The sequence below is a fragment of the Aquibaculum arenosum genome (assembly GCF_029222965.1).
Classification (GTDB): Bacteria; Pseudomonadota; Alphaproteobacteria; order Kiloniellales; family DSM-21159; genus Aquibaculum; species Aquibaculum arenosum.
Genome location: NZ_JARHUD010000002.1, coordinates 89,350 through 103,343, shown reverse-complemented (window position 1 = coordinate 103,343; position 13,994 = coordinate 89,350). Strand labels below are relative to the sequence as shown.

Sequence of the window (13,994 nt, the reverse complement as noted above, 5' to 3'; positions counted from 1 at the left end):
GGGAACCGGAAGGTGCAAGCTGCAGCTTCGCATAACGGCTTCGCGGGAAGCGCAAGGCTGATATCAGCCTTCTTGCTTGCTTCGTTGACGTCGCAGCTTGTCCCAGTATTCCAGCCGTTTGGCGATTTCCCGCTCGAAGCCGCGTGCCACCGGCTGATAGAAAGTCTCGCGCGTCATGTCCTCGGGAAAGTAGTCCTGACCGGAGAAGCCGTCCGGTGCGTCGTGGTCATAGGCATAGCCCTTGCCGTAACCGAGCTCCTTCATCATCCCGGTGGGGGCGTTGAGGATGTGCTTGGGCGGCATGAGCGAGCCGGTTGCCTTGGCGGCGCGCAGGCTGCGTTTGTGCGCCAGGTAGGCGGCGTTGGATTTCGGGGCTGTGCCGAGGAAGACGACGAGCTGCGCGAGGGCAAGATCGCCTTCCGGGGACCCGAGACGCTCGTAGGTCTGCCAGGCGGCCAAGGCCTGTGTCACTGCCTGCGGTTCCGCCAGGCCCACGTCCTCGATGGCGAATCGCAGCAAGCGCCGGGCGATGTAGTGGGGGTCTTCGCCGCCAACCAACATCCGCGCCAGCCAGTACAGCGCCGCATCGCTGTCGGAGCCGCGCAAGGATTTGTGCAAAGCGGAAATAAGATTGTAATGCTCCTCGCCGCTCTTGTCGTAGACGGGCGCTCGGCGGTGGATCACATCGGTCAAGCCGCGGGGATCAAGTGGTTCCGCGGACTCCGGAACCTGGAAGAGTTCCTCCGCGAGATTGAGAAGGTAGCGTCCGTCGCCGTCGGCCATGGCCAACAGAGCGCTGCGGGCATCCTCGTTCAGGGGCAGTGTCCGTCCGCTCTCCTGTTCCGCTCGCTCGAGCAGTTCTTTCAGGGCGGCTTCGTCGAGGCGATGCAGCACCATCACCTGGCAGCGCGAGAGCAGTGCTGCGTTGAGCTCGAAGGAGGGGTTCTCCGTGGTCGCTCCGATCAGGACGACCGTGCCGTCCTCGACGTAGGGCAGAAAGCCGTCCTGCTGCGCCTTGTTGAAGCGGTGCACCTCATCGACGAAGAGCAGCGTCCCCCGACCGTCTTGCCTGCGCTGGCGGGCCCGATCGAACACTTTGCGCAGATCCGCTACGCCCGAAAAGACCGCCGAAAGCGGCTCGAAAGCGAGATCCGTGGCCTCGGCCAACAGGCGGGCGATCGTTGTCTTGCCGCAGCCCGGCGGTCCCCAGAGGATCATGGAGGCCAGTCGCCGCTGTGCCACCATGCGACCGATCGGACCGTTGGGCCCGAGCAGATGCGTCTGTCCCACCACCTCATCCAAAGTGCGGGGGCGCAGCCGGTCGGCGAGAGGGCGGGGGGCGTCTTTTTCGAAGAGTCCGCTCATGGTCCTGTGGAGTAACATAGGCCGACCGTAGCGCGAAGGCTGGACAGCGACTCATTCATTGGGTAGATTCTTCCTGATATTGCTTCTAGTTAGAACGGGAAATTCGGGGGGTAGCTCATGTTTCCCGCTTTAAATGGCCGAATTGGCAGACTCTTCGCGTTGCTGTTCCTGCTGCCTGTACTGCTGGCAGTCGCGGCACCGACGACGGCGCAAGCCAATCCTCGCTACGCCTCCATCGTCATAGACTATGCGACGGGGGAAGTCCTGCACGCGTCCAATGCGGATGCGCGGCGTTATCCAGCATCACTGACCAAGATGATGACGCTCTACATGCTTTTCGAGGCATTGGAGCGCGGTGATGTCACCGCGGATCAGCGCCTGCATATCTCAGCCCACGCGGCCGGCAAGCCGCCATCCAAGTTGGGGCTTCGGGCCGGCGACACCATTGCAGTGCGGGAGACGATCCTGCCTTTGGTGGTGCGCTCGGCCAATGACGTAGCTGCGGTCGTCGGAGAGGCCCTGGGTGGCAGCGAAAGCGGCTTCGCGCAGAAGATGACCCAGCGGGCGCGAGAATTGGGTCTGACGTCCACGACCTTCAAGAACGCGTCTGGTTTGCCCGACAGCGGACAGGTGACCACCGCCCGAGACATGGCAAAGCTGGCCGTGCGCCTCATGCGCGATTTCCCGCAGCACTACCATTACTTCTCGGACCAGAGCTTCACCTATCGCGGACAGACGCACACCGGTCACAATCGTCTGCTGCGCAGCTACAACGGCGCCGATGGATTGAAGACCGGGTACATCCGCGCCTCAGGCTTCAATGTCGCGACTTCGGCCGTGCGTGACGGGCGCCGGGTGATCGCCGTGGTCATGGGCGGGCGAACGGCTCAGTCGCGCGATGCCCACATGGCGGATCTCCTGGATCGCGGCTTTAGCCGAGCAAATCAGCTCGCCCTTGCCAAGACCCGACCGACACCGCCGGTGCCGAGTCCGCGGCCAGGTCAGGTCACGATTTCCGATGCACTTGCCCGTGCCGAAAGTGACGAGCCGCGTGATGTGGGCGGCATGTTGGTCAGCTCGGCTCAGGCTGCCAGCACTGCTGGCGCGGTGCAGGAAGAGGGCTGGGGCGTTCAGGTCGGCGCCTTCAAGGTGGCCGATCAGGCTCAATTCTTGGCTTCGACAGCGGCGTCCCGCTTGGCTCAAGAGTTCGCCGAGGCCCGGGTTGCTGTCACCGAGGTTCTGGTGAGCAACCAGACGCTCTATCGCGCCCGGCTGACTGGGTTGTTGGAGACACAGGCGCGCACGGCTTGCCAGAGCCTGAACCAGCACGGCATGGACTGCATGGTCGTACGTCCCACCGGCAGCTGATCGCCTTCCAGGCAAACTACGGACCAGCAAAGACCGGAGAGCGGGAGCCGCGCTCCGGTCTTTTGCATTGGGGTCAGGGCTGGAGCACCGCGCGACCGCGGATGCGACCTTCGCGCAGCCGCTCATAGACGCTGGGTGCTTCTTCCAGCGGGAAGGCCTCCACCTCGGCGTGGATCTGCCCGGCGTTTGCCAAGGCAGTCACTTCCATCAGTTCGGTGCGCGACCCCCAATAGGGGATGATGACCTCGCAGCCGTAGGGCGGTCGGTTGGCCGCGTAGGCAAAGGTTCCGCCGGCCAGTCCGAGAATGCAGATGCGGCTGGCCCGCCCGACCACGGCGGAGCAAAGGTCCATGGTGCTTTGGGCCCCCACCACATCGAAGGCCACGGTGATCCCGCGCGGGCCGGCGATGGAGCGGATCTCTTCCTTCGCGGCATCGAAGTCGCCGGTGTTGACGCAGTGCTCGACCCCCAGCTTGCGCGCATGATCGAGCTTGGTCTCGTCGATGTCTCCGGCAATGAGGCGTGCGGGGCTGAGCGCCTGCAGGATCTGAACGGCCATGTGCCCCAGCCCGCCGATGCCAAGAACCAGCACCGTTGCGTCGGGTGAGAGCAGCGGCAGGCTGGACTTGATGGCGTGATAGGGGGTCAGCGCGGCGTCGCTCAGCGGAGCGGCTTTGATTGGGTCCAGCCCTGCCAACGGCACCAGGAGGCGGGGCGAGGGGACGATCATGAACTCCGCCATGCCGCCATCCTTGCCGAGTCCGCCCCCGTAGTAGGGGATGCTGGCGTGATGCTCGCAGTAGTTCTCGGCCGAGGTCTGGCAGGTACGGCAAGCGCCGCAGCCCCAGGGACCGTAGACCGCGACCGCATCCCCTTCCTTGACGTTCGTGGCTCCGGCTCCCAAACCTGCGACCCAGCCGGTGTTCTCGTGTCCGAGCGTGAAGGGCCCGGGGATGCCGATGCCGTGGTCGAGGACGTGGAGATCGGAATGACAGACGCCGGCGCCGGCCACCCGCAACAGCACCTCGCCCGGCCCCGGCGTCGGCTGCGGCAGGTCCACGATCTCCGGCGGCCGACCGGTCTCGATATAACGTACCGCTTTCATGCTAACCTCCCGCGAGTTTCAGTTGCGTGAATCAAAGGCCGTAACGGGCCCAGAGCGCCCGTTCCTCTGCTGCCGACAGGAGTGCATCGGCCCAGTCATTCGGCATGCCCGTGGCCGCCGTTCGCCAGGAAAACCAGCGGCGGGGCCGTTGGGTCCGCCGTAGCACGAGCTTCTTGCCAAAGCGTTGACGCAGATCACTGTGCAGATGCGCCAGCCCATCGGCCAGGCCGAGTTCCACCGCCTTGCGGCCAGTCCAGAACTCGCCGCTGAAGAGCTCCTCCTCGGACGCCTTCAAGCGCCCTTTGCGGCGATGGCGCACCTGTTCCTTGAAGTTTTCGTGCAGCTCGGTCAGGAGGCCACGCAGGCGCTCGACCTCGGCTTGGTCGCGCGGCTGAAAGGGGTCCAACATGGCTTTGCGTTCGCCGGCGGTTTCCACCCGGCGCTCCACCCCCAAACGCTCCAGCAGTGCCGGAAAGCCGAAGCCCGCGGAGACCACGCCGATGGAGCCGACAACGGAGCTGCTGTCCACCAGGATCTCGTCGGCGGCGCTGGCCAGCCAGTATCCGCCGGAGGCGCCGACATCCTCGATATAGGCCAGAACCCGCACCTTCTTCTCGTCGGCCAGTTCCCGGATGCGCTCGGCGATCAGTGCGGATTGCACTGGCGAGCCACCAGGGGAATTGATCGCGAGCGCCACAGCATCCAGTCGCTTGGGAGCGAAGGCCCGATCCAGCGGCTCGCGCAGGCTTTCCAGAGTCAGCCCGTTGCGCAGCGGGCCGACATGGCCGATCACACCATTCAAGCGGACCAGCGAGACAACCGGCGGCGGGTTGCGTAGGGCAGGGATGGGCAGAACCATCCCCAGTGTCTTACGGAGGCCAAGACTCATGGGCTCAAGCCGCCTGCTCAAAGGCGGTCAGCACATTGACGGCATTGATTCCGATGGCTTCCACGGCGTAACCGCCTTCCATGACAAACAGGGTGGGCAGGCCCAGCTTCGCGATACGCTCGCCGATGCGGAAATAGTCTTCGCTTTCGAGCCGGAACTGGGAAATGGGGTCCTCTTTGAAGGTATCGACGCCAAGCGAGATGACCAGGGCGTCGGCACCCTGCGCGGTGATGGCCTTGCAGGCCTGGTCCAGCGCCTCGGACCAGAGATCAAAACCGCTGCCCCATCGCAGGGGGAAGTTCGCGTTGGCGCCTTCGCCCGGGCCACTTCCGGTCTCCTCGGCGTAGCCCAGGAAGTAGGGGAACTCCTGACGCGGATCGCCGTGGATCGAAGTAAAGAAGACGTCCGCACGCTCATAGAAGATCGACTGTGTGCCGTTGCCGTGATGGTAGTCGACGTCGAGGATGGCAACACGCCCCGCTCCCCGGTCGCGCCAGGCCTGGGCGGCAATGGCGGCGTTGTTCAGGAAGCAATAGCCGCCGTAGTATTCGGCAGCCGCATGGTGGCCCGGCGGCCGGCACAGTGAAAAGGCGCTTCTGGCGCCGCCCAGCACAGCTTCCAGTCCGGTGAGCGCGACATTGACCGAGGCGGTGGCCGCACGCCAGGTGCCGGCCGTAACAGGGGTGCCGGCGTCGAAAGAGAAGTAGGAGAGCTTGCCGTCGATCACTTCCGGCTCGCGGTTTTGCATGCCGCGCACCGACCAGTTGAGTGGCAGAGCGTCATGGGAGCGCCCCAGGGCCGACCATTCATCCCAAGCGGTTTCCAGAAAGGTGACGAAGTTCTCGGCATGCACACGCAGGATTGGTTCCTTGCCGAAATTCTTGGGCTCGACCACTTCGCCCAGCCCGACGGTCTTCACCCGGTCCAGCACCATGTCGGCACGCCGCGGCATCTCGAAGCAGGGTTGAAGTTTGCCATCCACCAGCTCGGCCTTGCCGTCCTGCAAGCGGTGATCGTCGCTGTAAACCGTGAGCATCAGGCGGCTTCCTCTTCGATGGTGATCCCGGATGCGTCCCAGGCGCCGGGCCAGACCTCGGCGTCGCCACTTCGCAGAGCGTCGAGCGCCGCGAGCGGCACGTCGGCCAACAGCAGCGGACCGGGACCGTCATGGTCGGTGATGGGCGGTATCTCGGCGGCGCGGCCGTGGCTGCCGAGGCGCTCTTCGCAGGGCAGGAAGAGGCTGCAGCCCGAAACCGTGCCGGGGCGATCCTCACCGTAGGCGGCCGCGCCGATGGTGCCGCAGACCGCCACAGCGGCCTGAAGTTCGACGGCTCGTGCCTTGGCGCAGCTGAAAACGCGATGGTAGCCCGCCAGGCGTCCCGTTTGTGATGGCACCAGGATGACGTCGGGGCGGGCCGGGGCAAGCTGTGCCGCCAGGGCCGGGAGTTCCACGTCCAGGCAAATCACTACCGCAATGCGCACGCCCTTCCAAGTAACGAGCCGCAGGCGTGTGCCGGTGGAGAGGTTCCAGCTCTCGGGATCCTTCTCGGCCGGCGTGAGGCAGAGCTTGTCCTGGGCGATGCAGCGGCCGTCCGGCAGCAGCAGCCAAGCCCGGTTAAGCCAGGGCGCGTCGGTGTCACCGCTCTCATCCGGGACCGGCATGGTGCCCGCCAGCAGCGCGAGGCCGTAACGGGCCGGCAGGTCGCGCAATGCCGCCAAAGCTTGGGCGGACTGCTCCGCCATCCAGGGGATTTCTTGCGCCCCGGTAAGCCCGGGCGGTGCGAACGACAGCCATTGCTCCGCGGCGTACTCGGGCATCACGAGGATGTCGGCGCCGGTCGCTTTCGCTTCGGCCAGACGTGCTTCCACGCCTGCCACCCAGCCGTCGATCCCGTTGACCGGCCGGCCGATGTTGGTCGCCCAAAGGGCGATGCGAAATCTATCCGGGCGTTCGTCGACCATGGCTGATCCTTGTTTACTGACCCACACTCTTTGGCCCCATATGGGTTTGCTCTCACACCACAATAGGGTGGCAATAAGAAGGCCGGGCGCAAGAGCGCCCGGCCTTCAGCATACACTCTCCACTTAGCTGCGCAGGCGGGTCCACACCCGGTTGCGCAGTTCGCGAGCGTCCACCGAACAGTCCTCGGTGGGACGGAGGCGGTCGGCGTACTCTTCCGGCATGTTCACTGCCGGGTCCTCAACCAGCGCCTCGTCCATGAACTCCGAGGAGCCGCGAACGGCGTTCATGTAGCCGGTATAGTTTGATGCAACCGCGATGTTCTCCGGCGCCATCATCCAGTTGATGAAGGTCTTGGCATTCTCCAGGTTCGGCGCACCGGCCGGGACCATGAAGTTGTCGTTCCAGAAGGAGATGCCTTCCTCCGGGTAGACGTAGACCAGGCTGTCGCGCTCCTGCTTGGAACGATGGGCGGCGCCGTTCCACTGCATGTGCATGATCATCTCTCCAGATGCCATGCGATCGATGGTTCCGTCGGATTGATACATGGCCACATGCGGGGCCTGGGCCTGGAGGATGTCGAGAATCTGCTGCGCCTCGGCCGGTTCTTCGGTGCACTTGGAGACGCCGGCGTAGTAGGCGGCTGCGTTGTAGGCCTCGACCTCGTCGTTCAGCACGGCGATCTGGCCGCTCAACTCCTCACGTGGCTCGAAGAACTCTTTCCAGCTTTCCTCCAGCTCACCGACGCGCTCGGAATCATAGGTGAAGCCGGTGGTGCCCCAGAGATAGGGCGCGGAATAGGCGCGTCCCGGGTCCTGGCGCGGGTCGTTGTGCGGCTCCATGACGTTGGAGAAGTTCTCCATCTCGCCTGCATCGATGCGCTCGGCCAAGCCTTCCTTGATCATGATCTCCATCATGTAGTCCGAGGGCACCACGATGTCGTAGCCGGCCGCGCCGGCCTGCAGGCGGGCCAGCATGGTCTCGTTCGAGTCATAGACGTCGAGGGTGACCGAGATGCCGGTGTCGCTTTCGAACTTCTCGAGAAGTTCCGGCGGGAAGTAGTTCGACCAGTTGTAGAGGAAGAGTTCCTCCGCCGAAGCACTCTGGGCCAGGCCGGCGAAAAGGCCGGCTGCGATGCCGGCGGACAGAATGGCTTTCCGGTTCATGTTCTTCATCCTTCTCCCTGTTGCGGGTGTTTGTGGTTGGGCTTGGGACGATCTTTTCCCGAGCCTCGCCGGCCGTCAACGCTGGATGCGGCCGATCAGGAACGAGAGTGTCACGAAGGCAATCGAGACCAGTAGCATCAAGGCGGAGACCGCGTTGACCTCAGGCGTGATGCCGATGCGGATCATACCGAATATGTAGACCGGTAGCGTCGTCGCCCCGGCGCCGGCGACGAAGTAGGTGATGACGAAGGTGTCCAGCGAAATGATGAAAGCCAGCATGGCGCCGGAAAGGATGCCCGGCCAGAGCAGCGGCAGCGTGACCCGCCGGAAGGTGCGCCAGGGGTCGGCGTAGAGGTCTGCTGCAGCTTCCTCCAGGCGTGGATCCATCCCCTGCAGCCTCGCACGGATCGGCAGGTAGGCGAAGGGAATGCAGAACACCGTATGGGCGATGATGACCGTCATCAGACCCAGCTTCATGCCGATGATCACGAAGAAAAGCAGCGTGGCAACGGCGGTGACGATCTCCGGCACGATCAGCGGCAGGGCCATGATGGCGTTCACGCCCTGCTGCCCGCGGAAACTGTCGCGGGTCATGCACAACCCGGCGATGATGGCCGAGAGCGTCGCCATGAAGGTGGCGCTGCTGGCGACGATCAGCGAATTGCGCGCCGCACGCATGATGTCCGGATTGTTCAGGACCACCCCGTACCAGTCGAAGGTGAAGCCGGTCCAGATCGTCGCCAGGCGGTTCTCGTTGAAGGAGTACGCGATGAGAATGAAGATCGGCAGATAGAGGTACGCGAAGACGATCAGCGCCGTGGGCGCGACGCCGGGGAAGCGCCAGAGCGGATTGGAACCACGTTTGAGCATGCCCCCTCCTCAGCCCTGACCCGGCGCGCGGCGGAAGCGCAGCAGGTAGAGCATCATCGAACAGAGCACGATGGCGAGGAGCACGAAGGCCAGCGCCGCACCGAAGGGCCAGTTGCGCGCCGCGCCGAACTGTCCCTGGATCAGGTTGCCGATCATCAATTGTCGGGAACCGCCGAGCAATTCCGGCGTGACGTAGGCACCCAGAGCCGGGATGAACACGAGAATGCTGCCCGCCGCGATGCCCGGTAGGGCGAGCGGCAGAACGATCCGGGTCAGGGCCTTCCACTTGTTCGCGCCGAGATCGTAGGCGGCCTCGACGAGGCGCAGGTCCAGCTTCTCCAGACTGGCGTAGATCGGTAGGATCATGAAGGGCAGGAAGGAGTAGGTGAGGCCGACGCCCACGGCGAAGGGCGTGTAGAGCAGGCGCACCGGCTCGTCCGTCAACCCCAGCCAGATCAGACCGCTGTTCACCAGACCGCTGTCGCGCAGCAGCAGGATCCAGGCGTAGTTGCGCACCAGCAAGTTGGTCCAGAAGGGAATGGTGACCAGAAAGATTAGCAGATTCCGCCAGCGCGCCGGCTGGAGCGCCATGTAGAAGGCAGTGGGCAGGCCGATCGCCAGTGCCACGATCATTGTGCCAAAGGCCAGAGCGAAGGAACGACCGAAGATCCGCAGGTAGTCGATGTTGACCACCAGGTTGTCCATCAGGTCGCGCTCGAAGAGGAAGCGCACGTAGGCTTCAAGGGTGTGCTGACCCCATTGCACCCCGCCGGCCAAGCCGCGTTCCAGGATCGACACATAGGCCATCAGGAACAGCGGCAGGATCATGAAGAAGCCGATGACGAAGAGCGCCGGCCCCAGCAGCAGTCCGCGGCGCAGAAAGCGGTTTCGGCCCAGTCCTTCCAGCATCAGTCCTGCAGCACCCTGATGGCATCCGGGGAGATGGTCACCCGGACCTCCTCACCCTGGCTGAAGCGGCTCGTCGCTCCGCTCCGGTTCTGATGGCGGACCACGAAGGGGGTCTGCTCATCGAGGCGCAGGTGGTAGTGTGTGTCGGTGCCGAAGTAGACGATCTGTTCGATGCGCGCCGCTAGGCCGGAACCCTCGCGGCTGATCTCCGCCCGCTCGGGCCGAACGGCCAGAGTGACCCGCGCGCCAGTCTCATTGCCGCCGTCCTCCTGCCCCTCAAGCAGGCCGCCGGAATCCAACTCGAAGCGCAGCGACGAGGCCATGCGTTCGCTCAAGCGGCCAGTAAGCAGGTTGGTTTCGCCGATGAAGTCGGCCACGAAGCGGCTGGTGGGGTGCTCGTAGATTTCCGTCGGACTGCCGATCTGGAGCACATTGCCATCGCTCATAACGGCGATGCGGTCCGACATGGTGAGCGCTTCTTCCTGATCGTGAGTCACGAAGACGAAGGTGATGCCGGTTTCGCTTTGGAGGCGCTTGAGCTCGATCTGCATCTCCTTGCGCAGCTTGAAGTCCAGCGCGGACAGCGGCTCGTCGAGCAGGAGCACCTTCGGCTGATTGGCCAGCGCGCGGGCCAGCGCCACACGCTGTTGCTGGCCGCCGGAAAGCTGATTCGGGCGACGTGGCCCCATGCCTTCGAGCTTGACCAGCGCCAGCATGCGCTCGACGCGCTGGCCGATTTCCTCGCGGGGGCGCCCCATCATCTCCAACCCGAACCCCACATTCTCCGCCACGGTCATGTGCGGGAAGAGTGCGTAGGACTGGAAGACGGTGTTCACCGGCCGGCGGTGCGGTGGCCGTTCCGCGATCGCTTCGCCGTCCATGAGGAGTTCTCCGCCACTGGGCTGCTCGAATCCGGCCACCAGGCGCAACAGGGTGGTCTTGCCGCAGCCGGATGGGCCGAGCAGCGTGAAGAACTCATTCTTGCGGATGATGAGATCGACGTTGTCCAAGGCACGGACTTCGCCACCGGGGCCGTCGAAAACCTTGGTGAGGCGACGGGCCTCGATTGCCGCCTCCGAGACAGACTCCATGAAGGCTCCACTCGGTTGATTTCTCTGTTCTCGTTCGCCAGCAGTATCGGAAGTCGTCATGCCGCAGGCAAAGCCTTTTTCAGAGGCTCGATCGTTGGGCCGGGGTGAGGAGGTCGATGGCCTCGCCTTGGCGAAGTACCCTCTGTGCAGCGGAACTGTAGCAGCCGCCATCGTCATGAAGGATGAAATCTGGTAGCAATGTCAGGGGCTTGCCCTTGTCCTTGCGTCCGGTGACGATCACCCGCTTGGCCGGGCGATCGGCGTAAGCCCGCAGTGGCAGGACGGCGAGGTCACCGGCGCGGCCATGGAGCAGCGCCAGAATCTCGCCGATCCGGTCGGCGCGGTGAATGAGGGTCAGGCGCCCGCCTCGGGGCAGGCGCGACAGTGCTGCATCAATCCAATGACTGAGGCGGGCTGCGCCCTCAAGGTTTGCCGCCGCACGGGTTGGTTGGCTCGATGGCGAAGCCGCACCGGCGGCCAGGTAGGGCGGATTCATGAAAACCTGATCGTAGCGTCCGGCAACCTGGTCTGGCAGCCGCAGCAGATCGCCCTCCACCACTGAGAGCGGCAGCGCGTTCATCTCGGCACTGCGACGCGCCAGGGTCGCCATTTCGCTGTTGAGCTCGAGGCCCGTGACTTGCGCCCCGCCTACGCGCGCCAGCAGGCAAAGCGAGGCCGCGCCGCTGCCGCAGCCGAGTTCGAGCAGGCTTTGACCGGGCTGCGCCGGTACGGCAGCGGCCAGCAACACGGGATCAATGGCGACACGGTAGCCGGCGTCTGGCTGCAGCAGCCGCAAGCGCCCCCCAAGGAGGCGGCTTTCCCGGGCGGCCTCTGTTGCACAGTCAGCCATCAGCCCACGCGCCCCAGGCTGGCCTCCGCTTCCTCGATCAGCCGGCAGGCACGCTCGAAGTCTTCATCATCGACCATCATGCGGCGAGAAATGGCGACGGCGGAGCCTTCCAGTACCGATGCGTGCTGATCGAGAACGAGGCAGGGGATGTCGGAGTCGTTGAGCAGCGCTTCCAGCCAGGAGAGCTTTACGAGATCGTTGGTCCGCAACAGTTCTTTCACGTCTTGCTCCGGCGGCTTGCGCTTGACCGATGGTCCCTCCGACCTATTGTGCGCAGCGCAAGGCAATCTGCGGGATGTTGCACCGCAAGGCAACCAACGAAGGTGGCGGATGGTCGACGCAGCGCGAACGCTCGATTCCGGGAAGCGGCAGGCCGCCAGTCTGCAGCCGCTGCAGGATTTGGCGGGTGCGGATCTCAAGCGCGTCAACGCCCTGATCCTCGAACACATGCAGTCCTCGGTTCCGCTGATTCCCCAGGTGGCGGAACACATCATCGCGGCCGGCGGCAAGCGATTGCGCCCGCTGTTGGTGCTGGCCAGCGCTCGCCTTGTGGGTGTGGAGAGTGATCGCCCCCTGGGCCTGGCAGCGGCTGTCGAGTTCATCCACACGGCAACCCTGCTGCACGATGATGTCGTGGACGAAAGCGACCTGCGGCGCGGCCGGGAAACGGCCAAGGCGCTGTTTGGCAATCAGGCCAGCGTGCTGGTGGGCGATTTCCTCTTCAGCCGGGCCTTCCAGTTGATGGTGGCCGACGGTTCGCTCGCGGTCCTCAAGCTGCTGGCCGGCACCTCCGCGACGTTGGCGGAAGGCGAGGTGCATCAGTTGATGACGGCCCACGACACCGAGACCAACGAAACGGCCTACCTCGACGTGATCCGCGCGAAGACTGCCGTGCTCTTTGCTGCTTCCGCGCAGGTGGGCGCTCTGATTGCCGAACGGCCTGAACATGAGGTGGAAGCCTTGCGCCGCTATGGCGAAGCTCTGGGCATGGCCTTTCAGGTGGTGGACGACGTGCTCGACTACAGCCAGGAGGCGGCCGGTCGCGGCAAGGCATTGGGGGACGACTTCCGCGAAGGCAAGCTGACCCTCCCGGTGATTCTGGCATTCGAGGCCGGTGACGAAGTGGAGAAGAGCTTCTGGCGCCGCTGCCTGGAGCAGGGTGAGCAGAATGAGGGCGACCTGGAACAGGCACTCGCACTGCTGCATAGGCATGGCGCGCTGGAGCAATCCAAGGAACGGGCTCGCAGGTTCGCCACGGAAGCGCACAGCGCGCTCAGCCTCTTTCCCAACGACAGGGTCCGTGATGCCTTGCTACAGGCGGTCGATTTCACCGTCGAACGGCTTTACTGACTTTCCTCGTAGCCAGGATCGTTCCAGCCTCAGCGAGGCAGCATGTGCTTCAGGCCCCGGCTGAGGTAGTCCCAGCCCGTGATCAACGTCAGCAGCGTTGCCAGCCACAGCAGAGCGAGCCCGAGCAAGCCGATGGCCGCAGGCACCGCTGGTGCGATCAGTAACAGCGCCAGAGCGACCATCTGCACGCCAGTTTTCCACTTCGCTAGCCTGCTGACCGGCAGAGGCACCTGCAGTTCGGCCAGATACTCGCGCAGACCGGACACAAGCAGTTCCCGGCTGAGGATGAGAAGGGCCGCAACGACATGCAAGCCGGCGATATCGCCCGTTGCCACCAGCATGATGATGATGGCAGCCACCAGCAGCTTGTCGGCGATCGGGTCGAGAAAGCGGCCCAAGGGCGAGACCTCCCCGCGATCGCGTGCCAGCTTCCCGTCAAGCCAGTCCGTCAGTCCGGCAAGCGCATAGAGCGCCAGCGCGGCCCAACGGGCAAAGGCTCCATCGACAAACAGCAGCGCCACCACCGCCGGGATCGCTGCGATGCGCGCCAGGGTGAGGAGGTTGGGCAGGGTGGTCAGCTCGGATTTGCGGCTGGTGTGCAGGCTCGTCATGGTGCCATTGTGCACCAAGCGCCCGGGCGAGGACAGGGCGTGCTGCCGCGGTTTGGGGGCCGCCGTACTGTCCGCCCGCTCTCCGCGCTTCTCCTTATTCGGTGAGGCTGCGCATGTAGGCGATCAGGTTATCAACCTGGGTTTCGCTGAGGTCGGCGAACTGCGGCATCTGCGGATGAGGCTCCACGGTGAAGCTGCGCAGGGCCTCGATGTTGTCCCCGGCCTCGCGTGCGATGGCGGGGAAGCTTGGAACCGCATCGCTGCCGCTGCCGCCATCTTCCACCACATGGCAGAAGGCACAGGCTTCCCGCGCCAGTGTCCGGCCGGCTTCAGGGTCCGCCGCATGGGCGGCGCTGGCGAGCAATAGGGTGGCGAGCATGACGAGCAGACGCATTGGATCCCTCCCGGTATGAGTGGCCTTCAAGGCACTTCGGCCTCCCTGGGGGCTGTACGTGGCCGC

15 protein-coding genes are annotated in these 13,994 nt (G+C 64.6%); 2 read left to right on the top strand and 13 right to left on the bottom strand.

Annotated features, from left to right (window positions below; translation table 11 throughout):
- Nucleotides 1–63: 63 nt before the first annotated feature.
- Entirely contained in the window at nt 64–1,365 is a 1,302-nt protein-coding gene (locus P2G67_RS03420; protein ID WP_275820041.1) for a replication-associated recombination protein A, read from the bottom strand.
- Between the two features lie 117 nt (nt 1,366–1,482).
- Here P2G67_RS03420 and P2G67_RS03415 point away from each other — a divergent pair, with 117 nt between their 5' ends.
- Entirely contained in the window at nt 1,483–2,733 is a 1,251-nt protein-coding gene (locus tag P2G67_RS03415) for a D-alanyl-D-alanine carboxypeptidase (RefSeq protein WP_275820039.1), read from the top strand.
- A gap of 73 nt (nt 2,734–2,806) precedes the next feature.
- On the opposite strand, the gene P2G67_RS03410 is transcribed toward P2G67_RS03415, so the two are convergent.
- From P2G67_RS03410 to P2G67_RS03365, 10 genes are all read right to left on the bottom strand, one after another.
- On the bottom strand, nt 2,807–3,838 hold the full coding sequence (locus tag P2G67_RS03410) for an NAD(P)-dependent alcohol dehydrogenase (RefSeq protein WP_275820038.1): 1,032 nt from the start codon (nt 3,836–3,838) through the stop codon (nt 2,807–2,809).
- A gap of 31 nt (nt 3,839–3,869) precedes the next feature.
- Nucleotides 3,870–4,727 (bottom strand): S49 family peptidase, encoded by an 858-nt coding sequence (locus tag P2G67_RS03405; protein ID WP_275820036.1) that lies wholly within the window; start codon nt 4,725–4,727, stop codon nt 3,870–3,872.
- 4 nt (nt 4,728–4,731) lie between these two features.
- Nucleotides 4,732–5,763: a histone deacetylase family protein gene (locus tag P2G67_RS03400; RefSeq protein WP_275820034.1), complete on the bottom strand. Its 1,032-nt coding sequence runs from the start codon at nt 5,761–5,763 to the stop codon at nt 4,732–4,734.
- Nucleotides 5,763–6,689 (bottom strand): nitrilase-related carbon-nitrogen hydrolase, encoded by a 927-nt coding sequence (locus P2G67_RS03395; protein ID WP_275820032.1) that lies wholly within the window; start codon nt 6,687–6,689, stop codon nt 5,763–5,765. Before P2G67_RS03395 ends, P2G67_RS03400 begins: the two co-directional genes overlap by 1 nt.
- A 123-nt stretch (nt 6,690–6,812) precedes the next feature.
- Nucleotides 6,813–7,853, bottom strand: a complete 1,041-nt coding sequence (locus P2G67_RS03390) for an extracellular solute-binding protein (protein ID WP_275820030.1) — start codon at nt 7,851–7,853, stop codon at nt 6,813–6,815.
- A gap of 75 nt (nt 7,854–7,928) precedes the next feature.
- Nucleotides 7,929–8,723: an ABC transporter permease gene (locus tag P2G67_RS03385; RefSeq protein ID WP_275820028.1), complete on the bottom strand. Its 795-nt coding sequence runs from the start codon at nt 8,721–8,723 to the stop codon at nt 7,929–7,931.
- 9 nt (nt 8,724–8,732) lie between these two features.
- The gene (locus P2G67_RS03380) at nt 8,733–9,632 is read right to left on the bottom strand and encodes an ABC transporter permease (RefSeq protein WP_275820026.1); all 900 of its coding nucleotides are present in this window, start codon (nt 9,630–9,632) and stop codon (nt 8,733–8,735) included.
- Nucleotides 9,632–10,723, bottom strand: a complete 1,092-nt coding sequence (locus P2G67_RS03375; protein ID WP_275820024.1) for an ABC transporter ATP-binding protein — start codon at nt 10,721–10,723, stop codon at nt 9,632–9,634. Before P2G67_RS03375 ends, P2G67_RS03380 begins: the two co-directional genes overlap by 1 nt.
- Nucleotides 10,724–10,802: 79 nt before the next feature.
- Nucleotides 10,803–11,573 carry a tRNA1(Val) (adenine(37)-N6)-methyltransferase gene (locus P2G67_RS03370; RefSeq protein ID WP_275820022.1) on the bottom strand — a complete coding sequence of 257 codons (771 nt, stop codon included), beginning with the start codon at nt 11,571–11,573 and terminating at the stop codon, nt 10,803–10,805.
- Complete coding sequence (locus tag P2G67_RS03365) at nt 11,573–11,794, bottom strand: putative signal transducing protein (RefSeq protein WP_275820020.1); 222 nt, start codon at nt 11,792–11,794, stop codon at nt 11,573–11,575. The genes P2G67_RS03370 and P2G67_RS03365 overlap by 1 nt, the downstream gene beginning before the upstream one ends.
- 109 nt (nt 11,795–11,903) lie before the next feature.
- Here P2G67_RS03365 and P2G67_RS03360 point away from each other — a divergent pair, with 109 nt between their 5' ends.
- Nucleotides 11,904–12,923 (top strand): polyprenyl synthetase family protein, encoded by a 1,020-nt coding sequence (locus P2G67_RS03360; RefSeq protein ID WP_275820019.1) that lies wholly within the window; start codon nt 11,904–11,906, stop codon nt 12,921–12,923.
- Nucleotides 12,924–12,952: 29 nt separating this feature from the next.
- On the opposite strand, the gene pgsA is transcribed toward P2G67_RS03360, so the two are convergent.
- Together pgsA and P2G67_RS03350 are read right to left on the bottom strand one after the other, a co-directional pair.
- Nucleotides 12,953–13,534: a CDP-diacylglycerol--glycerol-3-phosphate 3-phosphatidyltransferase gene (gene pgsA, locus P2G67_RS03355; RefSeq protein WP_275820017.1), complete on the bottom strand. Its 582-nt coding sequence runs from the start codon at nt 13,532–13,534 to the stop codon at nt 12,953–12,955.
- Between the two features lie 94 nt (nt 13,535–13,628).
- Nucleotides 13,629–13,928, bottom strand: a complete 300-nt coding sequence (locus P2G67_RS03350) for a c-type cytochrome (protein ID WP_275820016.1) — start codon at nt 13,926–13,928, stop codon at nt 13,629–13,631.
- Nucleotides 13,929–13,994: the final 66 nt, after the last annotated feature.

Coding starts and splice junctions, on each gene's coding strand:
- P2G67_RS03420 (WP_275820041.1), bottom strand. CDS start 1,365: ATGAGCGGACTCTTCGAAAAAGACGCCCCCCGCCCTCTCGCCGACCGG.
- P2G67_RS03415 (WP_275820039.1), top strand. CDS start 1,483: ATGTTTCCCGCTTTAAATGGCCGAATTGGCAGACTCTTCGCGTTGCTG.
- P2G67_RS03350 (WP_275820016.1), bottom strand. CDS start 13,928: ATGCGTCTGCTCGTCATGCTCGCCACCCTATTGCTCGCCAGCGCCGCC.
- P2G67_RS03385 (WP_275820028.1), bottom strand. CDS start 8,723: ATGCTCAAACGTGGTTCCAATCCGCTCTGGCGCTTCCCCGGCGTCGCG.
- P2G67_RS03370 (WP_275820022.1), bottom strand. CDS start 11,573: ATGGCTGACTGTGCAACAGAGGCCGCCCGGGAAAGCCGCCTCCTTGGG.
- P2G67_RS03400 (WP_275820034.1), bottom strand. CDS start 5,763: ATGCTCACGGTTTACAGCGACGATCACCGCTTGCAGGACGGCAAGGCC.
- P2G67_RS03380 (WP_275820026.1), bottom strand. CDS start 9,632: ATGCTGGAAGGACTGGGCCGAAACCGCTTTCTGCGCCGCGGACTGCTG.
- pgsA (WP_275820017.1), bottom strand. CDS start 13,534: ATGACGAGCCTGCACACCAGCCGCAAATCCGAGCTGACCACCCTGCCC.
- P2G67_RS03410 (WP_275820038.1), bottom strand. CDS start 3,838: ATGAAAGCGGTACGTTATATCGAGACCGGTCGGCCGCCGGAGATCGTG.
- P2G67_RS03360 (WP_275820019.1), top strand. CDS start 11,904: ATGGTCGACGCAGCGCGAACGCTCGATTCCGGGAAGCGGCAGGCCGCC.
- P2G67_RS03375 (WP_275820024.1), bottom strand. CDS start 10,723: ATGGAGTCTGTCTCGGAGGCGGCAATCGAGGCCCGTCGCCTCACCAAG.
- P2G67_RS03405 (WP_275820036.1), bottom strand. CDS start 4,727: ATGAGTCTTGGCCTCCGTAAGACACTGGGGATGGTTCTGCCCATCCCT.
- P2G67_RS03390 (WP_275820030.1), bottom strand. CDS start 7,853: ATGAACCGGAAAGCCATTCTGTCCGCCGGCATCGCAGCCGGCCTTTTC.
- P2G67_RS03395 (WP_275820032.1), bottom strand. CDS start 6,689: ATGGTCGACGAACGCCCGGATAGATTTCGCATCGCCCTTTGGGCGACC.